The sequence below is a fragment of the Pseudomonas sp. Q11 genome, assembly GCF_024494355.1.
GTDB classification, from domain to species: Bacteria; Pseudomonadota; Gammaproteobacteria; order Pseudomonadales; family Pseudomonadaceae; genus Aquipseudomonas; species Aquipseudomonas hefeiensis.
On the sequence record NZ_JAKNQY010000030.1, the window covers coordinates 50,731 to 63,138 of the forward strand.

The following is a 12,408-nucleotide window of genomic DNA, read 5'->3' on the forward strand; positions in this document are numbered from 1 at the left end:
AGGAATACTTTTCATGAGCGATGCCATCCGTTACGAAGCCGGCCAGGACCGGATCGTGGTCCTGACCCTGGACCTGCCAGGCCAGAATGCCAACACCATGAATGCGACGTACCGCGAGGCCATGGCCGCCTGCGTTGCCCGGCTGACTGCCGAAAAAGACGCGATTGCCGGGGTGATCATTACCTCGGCCAAGAAAACCTTCTTCGCTGGCGGCGACCTCAACGAACTGGTCAAGGTCGGTAAACCCCAAGCCAAGGCATTCTATGACATGGTTCTCGGGCTCAAGGCGCAACTGCGTGCCCTGGAAACCCTGGGAAAACCGGTGGTGGCGGCCATCAATGGCGCGGCCCTGGGCGGCGGCTGGGAAATCTGCCTGGCTTGCCATCATCGTGTGGCAGTGGATCACCCATCGGTGCAGATTGGCCTGCCGGAAGTCACTCTGGGCCTGTTGCCGGGCGGCGGTGGGGTGGTGCGGATGGTGCGGTTGCTTGGCTTGGAAAAGGCCTTGCCGTATCTGCTCGAGGGTAAGAAATTGCGCCCGCAACAGGCGCTGCAGGCCGGTCTGATCGATGAGCTCGCGGTGGATCGCGAGGACCTGCTGAACAAGTCCAGGGCCTGGATTCTCGCTAACCCCAGCGTGGTCCAGCCTTGGGACACGAAGGGCTATCAGCTCCCAGGTGGCACGCCGTCTCATCCGAAAGTCGCGCAAATGCTGGCAATAGCACCTTCGATCCTGCGTAACAAAACCCAGGGTTGCCTGCCCGCGCCGGAGAAAATTCTCTGCGCGGCGGTGGAAGGTGCCCAGGTGGATTTCGATACCGCCCAGGTGATCGAAACCCGCTACTTCACCGAGCTGACCAGCGGCCAGGTGGCCAAGAACCTGATTGGCACTCTCTGGTTCCAGCTCAACGAAATCAAGGCCGGTGGTTCGCGCCCGCAGGGCTTTGCACCTCATCTGACGCAAAAAGTCGGGGTGCTCGGCGCCGGCATGATGGGGGCAGGTATCGCTTACGTCAGCGCCATGGCCAGCATTGAGGTGGTACTCAAGGACGTCAGCCTTGCCGCCGCCGAGAAGGGCAAGGCCCGTGCGGCGGCGCTGTTGGATAAGCAGGTCGCCCGCGGGCAGCTTCCCGCCGAACAGCGCGACGCCACGCTGGCGCGGATTCAAGCCACTGACAGCGACGCAGACCTGGCCGGATGCGATTTGGTCATTGAGGCCGTATTTGAAGATCGCGGCCTGAAAGCCAGTGTCTCAGCCGCTGCGCGAGCGGTTGTTGGGGCGGACGCGGTGATCGCCTCCAACACCTCGACCTTGCCCATCACCGGCCTGGCGACGGCTGTGCCGGACCAGACGAAGTTCATCGGCCTGCATTTCTTCAGCCCGGTGGAGAAAATGCCTCTGGTGGAAATCATCAAGGGCGCCCGCACCAGCGACGAGACCCTGGCACGAGGTTTCGATTTCGTTCTGCAAATCAACAAGACGCCGATTGTGGTCAACGACAGTCGTGGCTTCTTCACCTCCCGGGTATTCGGCACCTTTACCAACGAAGGCATCGCCATGCTGGGTGAGGGCGTGAGCGCACCGATGATCGAGACCGAGGCGCGCAAGGCCGGGATGCCGACTGGACCTCTGGCGATCTCTGACGAAGTTTCCCTCAGCCTGATGAGCCATATCCGTGAGCAAACCGCCAAGGACCTGCAAGCGGAAGGGAAAGCGCCGATCGAGCACCCCGCGTTCGCCGTGATTGACTTGCTGCTCAACGAATACAAACGACCGGGAAAAGCCGTCGGGGGCGGTTTCTATGAGTACCCGGCCGACGGGCAAAAGCACCTGTGGCCGGCACTCAAAAGCCGTTTCGAGAAAACCGACGGGCAGATTTCGCCACAGGACATCCGCGATCGCCTGCTGTTCATCCAGGCCCTGGAAACCGTGCGCTGTGTGGAGGAGGGCGTGCTCACTTCGACGGCGGACGCCAACGTCGGCTCGATCTTCGGTATCGGTTTCGCAGCCTGGACCGGCGGTGCGTTGCAGTTTATCAACCAGTACGGCCTGCAGGATTTTGTCGCCCGCGCTCAGTACCTGGCCGAGCAGTATGGCGAGCGTTTCTCGCCACCGGGCTTGTTACTGGAGAAAGCCGCCAGGCAAGAACTGTTCTGACTGGCAGGGAAGGGGCTTGCCTTGGGACGGTGTTTCAAGGCACGCTCAGGGTGTGCATTATTCCCATCATCGTGTCAGGTATTTTTTATGTCGCTGCGCATCTGCATTTTGGAAACCGATATCTTGCGTGCGGAACTGATCGACCAATATCAGGGTTACGGGCAGATGTTCCAGCGCCTGTTTTCACAACAGCCCGTCGCGGCTGAGTTCATTGTGTATAACGTTATGCAGGGGCAATACCCCAACGATGATGAGCAGTTCGACGCGTACCTGGTGACCGGCAGCAAAGCCGACTCCTTCGGCACCGACCCCTGGATTCAAACCCTCAAGACCTTCCTGCTGGACCGCTACCAGCGAGGCGACAAGTTACTGGGCGTGTGCTTCGGTCATCAACTGCTGGCGCTGTTGCTGGGCGGCAAGGCCGAGCGCGCCACTCAGGGCTGGGGCGTGGGCACGCACCGCTACAAGCTCGCGGCCAAGGCACCATGGATGAGCCCGGTGATGGAAGAACTGACCCTGCTGATCAGTCACCAGGACCAGGTCACCGAATTGCCGGAAAACGCCACAGTCATCGCGTCCAGCGATTTTTGCCCGTTCGCCGCCTACCACATCAACGATCAGGTGCTGTGCTTCCAGGGCCACCCGGAATTCATCCACGATTATTCCCGGGCGTTGCTGGAGATTCGCCAGCAACACCTTGGCGAGCAGATCTACAGTCAAGGCATGGCCAGTCTTGAACAGGCGCATCACGGCACAACAGTGGCTGAATGGATGATGCGTTTTGTCGAGCATAAGCTTTGATCTACAAGCTACAAGCTACAAGCTACAAGCGCTGCGGCCTGAGCTTGCAGCTTGCAGCTGCTCTACTACTACAACCACCCCGAACGCTTGAAGCTCCCCCACAACGCAGTACAGCCCACCGCAATAAACCCCAACACCAGAAAATACCCGTAGTGCCAGGTCAACTCCGGCATGTTCTCGAAGTTCATCCCATAGATTCCGGCCACCGCCGTGGGGAACGCCAGGATCGCCGCCCACGCCGCGAACTTGCGCTGCACCACGCTCTGGCGCGATGCTTCGAGCAGCACGCCGATTTCAATGGTCTGGCTGGCAATGTCCGCCAGCGTCGCCAGGTCTTCCATTTGCCGCGTGACATGAATCTGCACATCGCGGAAATACGGGCTCATGTTTTTGTCGATGAAGGGAAAGTCCAGTCTTTGCAGTTCTTCGCTGATTTCCACCATGGGTGCTGCATAACGGCGCAGGCGTAATACGTCACGGCGCAAGCAGTGCAAGTTCTGAATATCCCGCTCGTTCAGGGCACTGCACAGCACGTTGCGCTCAAGTTCATCGATCTCGGCATGAATGGCTTCACCCACTGGCTGGTAGTTTTCAATGACGAAATCCAGGATGGCATAGAGGACGAAATCTTCCCCATGCTCCAGCAGAATGGGCCGCGCCTCACAGCGTTGTCGCACATGAGCGTAGGACGCCGAGTGGCCATTGCGGGCGGTGATGATGTAGCCGTTGCCAGCGAAGATATGAGTTTCGATGAACTGCAGCTTGCCGTCCTTGCGCACCGGCGAATACGTGACGATAAACAGCGCATCGCCAAAGGTCTCCAGCTTGGGGCGGCTGTGCTTCTCCATCGCGTCTTCAATCGCCAATTCATGCAGGTTGAATTGACGTTGCAGGTTGGTCAGCTCCTGGGCAGTGGGCTCTTCAAGGCCGATCCAGACAAAATGACCGGGTTTGGCTGCCCAGGTACTGCCTTCGTCGAGGGTGATGTTGGTGACTTTCTTACCGGCGCTGTAAACCGCAGCAGCAACGACTCTACCCATGATGGTGGTTCACTTCTTCTTGGAAAATGGCAGTGGCAGGCAATCTGTAGCTTAGTGTGCCCTGCTGCTTGAGAGTCAGCAAAATCCGCTGAGTTCGCCGGTAGAGTCAAATGCCATACGGGTGGAATCAGAATCGTGCGGGTTTTTGTGGTGAGGGGATAAATCCCCTCGCCACAGGGTTATGTGCCCGGCTGGCTATTGTTTAACGGGCTCGTTAAACAGCCTGCACCTGCCGGTCCATCACCGCGATGCACTCGCGCATCTGTTCACGGCATTGGGCGATGAGCTGGGGCATGTCGTCCAGGCTCAACCCCGCCGTGGGAATGGCCGGTAGCGAGCGTATGAGGATGTCGCCGCTTCGCCAGCGATTGAGGCGCATGTGCTTGATGTAACTGCTGGCGCACACCGGAACAATCGGCACCCCAGCGGCTATCGCCATCTGGAACGCGCCTTTCTTGAATGGCAGCAGATCCTCGCCAAGATTGCGTGTGCCTTCCGGGAACACCCAGATTGATGTGTCCTCATGCTGCAAGGTATGAGTGGTGGTCAACATCGACTGGCGCGCCTTGATCGCGTTGCCCCGGTCGATCAGCACATTGCCCGCCAGCCAGAACAACTGCCCGAACAACGGCACCCACTTCAGGCTCTTCTTGCCGATGCACACGGTGCGATACGGCACCACGTTGCCGAACACGAACAGGTCATAGTTGGATTGGTGGTTGGCAATGATCACGCAGCTCTGGGATTTATTCACCAGCGTGTCGACCTCGGCCTTTACCCGCAGACGCAAAATGCACATGGCGGGCCACGCATACAGCCTGGCGCATAAACGGCTGTTGTCCGGATTGAACGGGCGACACAGCCCCAGGATCACCCCGAGCACACCCGCCAGCACAAAATGCAGACCCATCAACAACATACGCAATAAAAACAGCATCTACAGGCCCCATCGGGACAAAAGGTGGCGCAGTGTACGGATGTGCACTGTTTTCGGCAATTGCCGCTATAGATGTAGGAGATGGGCGATGTTTGAGCGCATGTTTCCGAATAACGTGACAGAAGCAGGCTAGAGCGGTTGTCGGTTTTTAAACGGAGCCTGTAAGAAAAAGCCCGACGCAGAGGTCGGGCTTTTCGTTTTGCGCTGTGAAGCGCTAACCCATGTGCTCCTGATCCAGCAGGATTGCACTGTCCAGCGTCTCCAGCAGAGCCTTGCGCACTTTCAGCTTGGTGTTCTTGTGGGCGGTCATGTTGATTTTTTTCAACTGACGCGCGGCCTCCAGCGCCGCGCCCTGCAGTTCTTCGGCTGATACCACCTTGTCGAGGAAACCGGCATCCACCGCGCTCTGCGGGTTGAACATCTCGCCATTGATCACCGAGCGATGGAACGCGGACTTGCGCAGACGATCACGGGCCAACTCGATGCCCGCGTGGTGCATGGTCATGCCGATCTGCACCTCGTTCAGGCCAATGCTGAACGGTCCATCGACCCCGATGCGATAGTCCGCCGACAGCAGCAGAAACGCCCCCTTTGCTACTGCGTGCCCGGGGCACGCGACAACGACGGGGAAGGGGTGCGACAACAGGCGACGGGCCAGGGTCGAGCCGGCCGTGACCAGATTCACCGCTTCCTTGGGACCGGCGGTCATCACCTTCAAGTCGTAACCACCGGACAAAATCCCGGGTTGCCCGGTAATGATCACCACCGCCCGATCCGTCACAGCCTGATCCAGCGCAGTGTTAAACGCGGCAATCACATCCGGCGAGATGGCATTGACCTTGCCGTTGTTCAAGGTCAGGGTCGCGATACCGTCTTCGAGATGGTAGGCAATCAGGTCGCTCATGGCGCTATTCCTTGTAAGAGAAGTGACGCAGACGTTACCCACCGCCGCAGGCCAGGTAAAGCGCTGTGACTGACTCACCGGTCAGCCCCCAGCCCCCACAAACCGCCTGGCCGCCCCATCGTCCGCGTCTTGCTTCAAGGAACACTGTGCGCATTAACCCGAAGATTGGCCGGTTTGCCATGCCCTCGGTGCGTTTGAAATGCCCGATCACCTTAACCGCATGAAAATTCTGAAAAAAACCTTTGCCATCGGAAAAGCTTTCGACTACATTAGCGCGCCTCGACAGACTGAACAGTTTGCCGAGACACGGTGAAGTGTCCGAGTGGCTTAAGGAGCACGCCTGGAAAGTGTGTATACAGGAAACTGTATCGAGAGTTCGAATCTCTCCTTCACCGCCACATTCTGCAAACACAAACCCCCGATTTTCCTAGAGAAAGTCGGGGGTTTGTGGTTTTTGGCGTTTGAAAAAGGGCGATATGGGACCGGGGGGACTACTCGCGTGCTGGCAGCAACCACGCATAGGAACCAGGCCCAGGTGTCCGCGCCGTTCCACTAAACAGCATCAGGCAACCCCTCAGCAGCATCGAGCAAAAGCTTCCGAGTCCATGCCGTTAAGGTTCCTCTTGAAGAGGTTCCTATCAACGATATTGTTGTGAGAGAAAGATCATGACCCCATGGATGAGTTTGGCTGTGCGCCTTCAGGCTGTCGCGCTGTGTTTGATGCTTTCAACGAACACGGTTTCAGCGTCGCAAGCAGCTGACCAAAACACCAATACCAACCTGGTGCGCCAAGCATTTACTAACTGGCAGCAAGGCCAAGGCACTGCTTTCGATCTGCTGGCGCCCGACGCAACGTGGACCGTATCTGGATCAAGCCCTGTTTCCGGTGTGTATAACAGCAAGGCGGATTTAATCGAGCGAGCCGTACAACCGATCACCGCTCGGCTGGCGACGCCCATTTCCCCTACCGTCCAAAGCATTGTGGCCGAGGACGATGTCGTGGTGGTTCTCTGGAAGGGAGAAGCCATGGCGCTTGACCGCAAGCCCTACAACAACACTTACCTGTGGCACATGACATTCAAAGATGGCCAGATCACCGAAGTGAATGCCTTTTTGGACACCTACGTGTTGAATGACCTTATGCGTCGGGTTGACCCTGTTCGGTAATACCCGCGCAGCGCCAGGAAACAGAGCGTGGTCTTATCGTCAGGCCCGCGCAAGGGGTGTGAATGCCCGCAAAAAACGGCTCGTTGAATCAGCGAGCCGTTTTTTTATGCCGGTGTTATCAAGACATGTGCCTGGCTATCAAAGATGATCCGCATCAATCACGGCCTTGGCAAACGCCTGCGGATCTTCCTGCGGCAAGTTGTGGCCAATGCCGCCGCTGATCAACCGGAATTCGTATTTGCCGGTGAAGCGCTTGGCGTAATCCTCGGGAGCTGGGTGCGGCGCACCGTTGGCATCGCCTTCAAGGGTGATGGTCGGCACGCTGATGGAAGGCGCCGTCGCCAGTTTCTGTTCCAGCACATCGTACTGGGTCTCGCCCTGGACCAAGCCGAGACGCCAACGGTAGTTGAACACGGTGATCTCGACATGGTCGGGGTTTTCCAGCGCCTTGGCGCTACGGTCGAAGGTGGCGTCATCGAATGCCCATTTTGGCGACGCCAGTTGCCAGATCAACTTGGCGAAGTCGTGAGTGTTTTTCTCGTACCCGGCGCGGCCTCGGTCGGTGGCGAAATAAAACTGATACCACCACTGCAACTCAGCCTTGGGTGGCAGCGGGTTCTGGCCGGCGGCCTGGCTGCCGATCAGATAGCCACTGACCGCGACTAGCGCCTTGACCCGCTCCGGCCACAGGGCCGCGACGATGTCCGCCGAACGTGCGCCCCAATCGTAGCCTCCGAGCACGGCTTGCTTGATCTTCAGCGCATCCATGAAGTCGATCACGTCACTGGCCAGCGCGGCCGGTTGACCGTTGCGAAGCGTCTTCTCGGACAGAAAATGCGTATCGCCGTAGCCTCGGGCGTACGGCATCAGCACGCGGTATCCCTTCGCTGCGAGCAAGGGCGCGACTTCGTCATAGCTGTGAATGTCGTACGGCCAGCCGTGCAGCAGAATCACCACCGGCCCATCGGCTGGGCCGGTTTCGGCGTACGCCACGTCCAGCAGACCGGCCTTGATATGCTTCAGCGCACCGAACGGGGAGGGCGTTGTATGCGTGACGCCGGACTTGATCGCGGTTGGCTGCGCGGCGCTGGTGGATTGCCCATGGGCTACCCCGAGCGCGCCGAGCAGACTGAGAGCGAGGATGGATGAGCCGAGCACGCGGCGATGGTTTTTACCGGTTTTGCTGTGCTGACGTGCCGTTTTCATAGTGATGCCTCCATTGCGAGCCGTGGGTCGGGGGTTCTGGTTGATCCCCTTGAAACCGTGGGTGCATTTGACCGGGGCAACGTATCCGGGCTGTGTCGAATGGGAGGCAAAAGTGCAAGGTTATGTAGCGAAGTATCCCCGGGATACACGAGGATACATGGCGGCAGAATATGGCTGGGAGCAGCAGAGCCTCCCCTGATCCTTGTCCGTTCGGCTGCACGTACACGTGGTCAAACAAGCGTGAATAGAGGTGACGTTGTCCACGGTCATGCGTCTATGATCACTGATCACCCGGAGCGAGAACTTGAAATGGATGCCCACATTCGCCTCGCAACAATCGAGGACGCGCAAGCAATAAGCAACGTTGTGACCAGCGCTCTGCGTCAATCCAATGCGAAAGATTACCCGGCCGATGTAATCGCCCGGGTGGAGCAGAACTTTTCTCCACTGGCGATTGAGCGATTGATGGCGCGGCGTCGGGTGTATGTGGCATCTGTCGAACAGCGGGTCGTCGCGACGGCCAGCCTCGATGGGGATGTGGTCAGAAGTGTTTTTGTAGAGCCGAGCTATCAAGGAGCAGGCGTTGGCAGGCGGCTAATGTCGGTCCTGTGTTCAGCCGCTCTCGACTTGGGCCTGGAGACTTTGCACGTGCCATCTTCCATCACGGCAGAGGGCTTTTACACAGCACTGGGATTTCAAAAGGTACGTGACGAATTCAACGGCGCTGAACGCACGATCATCATGCGTAAATCCATGAACAGGTAAAGGAGTGTGAAATGGATATTCCACAGGGCTTCAAACCGTTATTTCGCAGCAGTCCTTTTCTTGATCTACTGGGCCCTTTCTACTATCGGGAAGACGCCGAAGGGTTCACCGTTGGGATTCGGGTCGAGGACAAGCACACCAATGCGCGTGGACTCGCTCACGGAGGGGTGTTCATGGCGCTGGCTGATATTGCGTTGGGCTACAACGCTGCCTTCTCGAAAGATCCGCCACTCAAGCTCGTGACGACCACAATGACCACTGATTTCGCCGGCTCCGCTAAGGTCGGCGATTGGTTGGAGGCGGCTGTCGATATTCAAAAGTCCGGTAGCCGACTGGTTTTCGCCAATACCTATATAAGCGCTGGAGAGGAGCGCGTGGTACGAGCCAGTGCGTCTTTTCTTGTGGTGGGTTGAAAGCATCTGGAGACGCACTACAAACGTCGAGCTTTGCATTCAAGCCCCCGCTGCGATGATGCACGGGGTGCTAAGTTTCACCGTCAGCAGTGATCAAGGAAGAACACATGGAACCGACACTTAATCGAATAATGCTGTATGTACGGGACGTCCCGGCAACCTGCGCTTTTTATGAGCAACATTTCGGCTTTGTCAGTGAAAAACATGCCGATGATCGCGTCACGCAATTGAGGTCTGCAAACGGAGGCGCGATTCTGATGGTTCATTCGGCAGGGAAGGGCGTTAAAACGGGACAAGTCACCGTCAAGCTTGTTTTTGATACCCGGGATGTTGAGGGCCTCAAGGAGAAGTGCATGGCCCAAGGCTTGAAGTTTGGCGCCACTCACAAGGCCGACGGCTATTCATTCGCCAATGCCAAAGACCCTGATGGCAACGCCCTCTCTATCTCCAGTAGAGCGTTTGCATGCCGCTGAGCTTTCATAAAATGCACGCCAATGGCGATGATTTTGTTGTCGTGGACGCGCGAAATTCAGCCAACCCCATAACCAGTGCCCTGGCCCGGCGGATGGGGGATCGCAGCCGAGGCATCGGTTTCAACCAGCTCGTGGTGATGCTCGATTGTGAGGATGCAGACGCACGCCTGATGTTCTGGAATGCAGATGGCTCCACGCTGGACGTTTGCGGCAGCGCGACGCGGGGTGCTGCGGACCGGCTGATGCGCGAATCGAATATAACTTCGATAACGCTGCGCACCCACCGCGGCCTGCTCACTTGCGAACGAACTTCAACCGGCGCAATTTCCGTCAACATGGGGCAGCCGCTTTTCGGCTGGTCGGACATTCCCTTGGCTGGGGACCTGGACACCGCTGTTCTGCCACTGGCTGGTAGCCCGATTGCGTGCAGCATGGGCAATCCACACTGCACTTACTTTGTGGATGATCTGGCCGACGTTGATATCGCGACCAGCGGACCCGCAATCGAAACCAGCCCGTTGTTCCCGCTCAAGACCAATGTGCATTTCGTTCAGGTCATCGATCGAAAGCACATTCGTTTGCGCATATGGGAACGGGGCGGTGGCATCGCACTCGGTTCAGGTTCCTGCTCTTGCGGCGCCGCTGTGAACGGGATTCGTCGTGGCTTGGTGGATCATTGCGTTGAGGTTGAATGTGATGGTGGAAGCGTGACGGTTCAATGGGATGGCCGGGGAGCGGTGTTTCTCATCGGACCGGTAGAGGCAACGTTTTCGGGAGTTTTCACCGACACTGCTCAGCAAATCTCCACCTGATAGCGAAAAGTGTCGGCCGCACCCCGTGACAGCCGGTATTCCAGCGGTTGACGGTCGTAGCCCAGGGCCACCCGCTCGACCACAACCACTGGGCTGCCGGCCGTAACTCCGAGCGTGGCGGCCAGTGGCTCGTCGGCCGAGGCGACGGTGAGGGTTTCCCGCGCTGATGCGACGCGCATGCCGCAGCGTTCTTCGTAGAAAGGGTAGAGCAGGGTGCCGAAGTCGTTCAGGTCGGTGTCGAGCAGGGCGCCGAAGCGTGCGGCTGGCAGCCAGATTTGCTCGTGGAACAGCGGCCGGCCGTCCATGAGGCGCAGGCGCTCCAGGCGGATGGTGGAGTCGTGCCCGGTCAGATTCAGCGCCTGGCGCACGTGGGCGTCCGGGGTTTCCTGGGTGCGACTCAGTATGCGGCTTTGCGGCACTTGCGATTGACCGCTGGCATCGACCTGACGAAAGAAACGAAACAGTGAACCGTCGAAGTTGGGCCGGCGCACGAACGTGCCACGGCCCTGGGCGCGCAGCAGCAGTCCTTCCCCAACCAGCGTTTCCACCGCCTTGCGCACCGTGCCCACTGCCACGCCGTAGTGACGGGTCAGCTCTGCCTCGGTGGGAATGGCTTCACCGGGCAGCCATTCACCTGCGGCGATCTTCGCCAGCATCTCCTCGCGCAGTCGTTGATAGAGCGGCAGTCGCTCGTCATGTCCAAGGTGTGTAAGGGCCATACCGTCAATCCGATTCCAAGCAATGCGCCACTTTACCTCACTGGGCGCGTTGACAGGGATGGTTGTTTATAGATATGGTCATTCAGTCATCTATATGAATTTCGGGTCTGTAAATCATCTTACATACCTGGCGGGCTCCCACAAAAATCAACAAAGGCAGCTTCCTGATGTCCCTGTCGTTCGAAGGCATAGATACTCACGCCCACATATTCCGGCATGACTTGCCCATGGCGAGTGATCGCCGCTACAGCCCTGATTACGACGCCTTGGCCGAGCACTATCTGGGGCACCTGGATCTCTGCAACCTTGCCCGAGGCGTGCTTATCCAGCCGAGCTTCTTGGGAACCGACAACCGTTTTATGGTCGAGGCCCTGCAACGTTACCCGGAGCGCTTGCGAGGCATCGCGGTGGTCGAGCCGGACATCGAGGATGCGCAGCTCCAAGCATTGGCCCAGGCTGGTGTGGTAGGCGTTCGCTTGAATCTGATCGGCAAGGCGCCGCAGGACTACATCGATGCACGTTGGCAGACTTTTTACCAGCGACTGGCCCGGCTTGGCTGGCAGGTTGAGATCCAGTGTGGCTTCGACACCTTGGCCCTGGTTGTACCGTTCGTTCTGGCGAGCGGGGTCACGGTGGTCGTGGACCACTTTGGTCTTCCGTCCAATGGTATCGACCCCAATAACCCCGCCCATCACGGCTTCCTGACCTTGCTCGGCGAGGACCGGCTGTGGGTCAAGTTGTCTGCCGCCTATCGCAGCCAGTCAGACCTGCCCCGCGCGGTTGGCGTGTTGGCGCAATTGCGCCAGGCGTGTGGCGGTATCGATCGTTTTGTCTGGGGCAGCGATTGGCCCCATACCCAGTTCGAGTCGCGCACCGGCTACGACGCGCAACTGGCCTTTCTGCACGCCCTGTTTCCCGATCCGGTGGAGCGCCGGCAGGTGTTGGTGGATAACCCCACGATACTGTTCGGCTTTGCTGCGTCGACGCGTTGAACTTCCCATAACAAAATAATA

At 58.4% G+C, this 12,408-nt stretch carries 13 protein-coding genes and 1 tRNA gene; 9 read left to right on the forward strand and 5 right to left on the reverse strand.

Translation table 11 applies throughout. The features are described from left to right. Positions 1-13 precede the first annotated feature (13 nt). On the forward strand, positions 14-2,158 hold the full coding sequence (locus MA884_RS24230) for a 3-hydroxyacyl-CoA dehydrogenase NAD-binding domain-containing protein (protein WP_256232884.1): 2,145 nt from the start codon (positions 14-16) through the stop codon (positions 2,156-2,158). A gap of 87 nt (positions 2,159-2,245) precedes the next feature. Continuing rightward, complete coding sequence (locus MA884_RS24235; protein ID WP_256232885.1) at positions 2,246-2,959, forward strand: amidotransferase; 714 nt, start codon at positions 2,246-2,248, stop codon at positions 2,957-2,959. 68 nt (positions 2,960-3,027) lie between these two features. Here MA884_RS24235 and MA884_RS24240 read toward each other — a convergent pair whose 3' ends face one another. The 3 genes from MA884_RS24240 to MA884_RS24250 form a co-directional block, all read right to left on the reverse strand. Continuing rightward, entirely contained in the window at positions 3,028-3,999 is a 972-nt protein-coding gene (locus tag MA884_RS24240) for a magnesium and cobalt transport protein CorA (RefSeq protein ID WP_256232886.1), read from the reverse strand. Positions 4,000-4,213: 214 nt separating this feature from the next. After that, positions 4,214-4,936, reverse strand: coding sequence for a 1-acyl-sn-glycerol-3-phosphate acyltransferase (locus MA884_RS24245; RefSeq protein WP_256232887.1), 723 nt, complete (start codon positions 4,934-4,936; stop codon positions 4,214-4,216). 214 nt (positions 4,937-5,150) lie between these two features. After that, positions 5,151-5,840: a crotonase/enoyl-CoA hydratase family protein gene (locus MA884_RS24250; RefSeq protein WP_256232888.1), complete on the reverse strand. Its 690-nt coding sequence runs from the start codon at positions 5,838-5,840 to the stop codon at positions 5,151-5,153. A 308-nt stretch (positions 5,841-6,148) separates the two neighbouring features. Here MA884_RS24250 and MA884_RS24255 point away from each other — a divergent pair. After that, a tRNA-Ser gene (locus tag MA884_RS24255) sits at positions 6,149-6,238 on the forward strand. 268 nt (positions 6,239-6,506) lie between these two features. Beyond that, positions 6,507-7,007 carry a nuclear transport factor 2 family protein gene (locus MA884_RS24260; RefSeq protein WP_256232889.1) on the forward strand — a complete coding sequence of 167 codons (501 nt, stop codon included), beginning with the start codon at positions 6,507-6,509 and terminating at the stop codon, positions 7,005-7,007. Positions 7,008-7,145: 138 nt separating this feature from the next. On the opposite strand, the gene MA884_RS24265 is transcribed toward MA884_RS24260, so the two are convergent. Further along, the gene (locus MA884_RS24265) at positions 7,146-8,213 is read right to left on the reverse strand and encodes an alpha/beta fold hydrolase (protein ID WP_256232890.1); all 1,068 of its coding nucleotides are present in this window, start codon (positions 8,211-8,213) and stop codon (positions 7,146-7,148) included. 309 nt (positions 8,214-8,522) lie between these two features. Here MA884_RS24265 and MA884_RS24270 point away from each other — a divergent pair, with 309 nt between their 5' ends. The 4 genes from MA884_RS24270 (at position 8,523) to dapF (ending at position 10,676) form a co-directional block, all read left to right on the forward strand. Then, positions 8,523-8,978: a GNAT family N-acetyltransferase gene (locus MA884_RS24270; protein WP_256232906.1), complete on the forward strand. Its 456-nt coding sequence runs from the start codon at positions 8,523-8,525 to the stop codon at positions 8,976-8,978. Positions 8,979-8,989: 11 nt separating this feature from the next. Beyond that, positions 8,990-9,391, forward strand: coding sequence for a PaaI family thioesterase (locus MA884_RS24275; protein WP_256232891.1), 402 nt, complete (start codon positions 8,990-8,992; stop codon positions 9,389-9,391). Positions 9,392-9,498: 107 nt separating this feature from the next. Continuing rightward, positions 9,499-9,864, forward strand: a complete 366-nt coding sequence (locus MA884_RS24280) for a VOC family protein (RefSeq protein ID WP_256232892.1) — start codon at positions 9,499-9,501, stop codon at positions 9,862-9,864. Beyond that, positions 9,855-10,676, forward strand: coding sequence for a diaminopimelate epimerase (gene dapF / locus MA884_RS24285; RefSeq protein WP_256232893.1), 822 nt, complete (start codon positions 9,855-9,857; stop codon positions 10,674-10,676). The genes MA884_RS24280 and dapF overlap by 10 nt, the downstream gene beginning before the upstream one ends. Here the strand turns inward: dapF and MA884_RS24290 are convergent. Next, positions 10,658-11,395: a GntR family transcriptional regulator gene (locus MA884_RS24290; RefSeq protein WP_256232894.1), complete on the reverse strand. Its 738-nt coding sequence runs from the start codon at positions 11,393-11,395 to the stop codon at positions 10,658-10,660. The genes dapF and MA884_RS24290 overlap by 19 nt on opposite strands. A gap of 167 nt (positions 11,396-11,562) precedes the next feature. On the opposite strand from MA884_RS24290, the gene MA884_RS24295 reads away from it, so the two are divergent. Beyond that, a complete protein-coding gene (locus tag MA884_RS24295; protein ID WP_256232895.1) occupies positions 11,563-12,387 on the forward strand; it encodes an amidohydrolase in 825 nt (274 codons plus the stop codon). Positions 12,388-12,408: the final 21 nt, after the last annotated feature.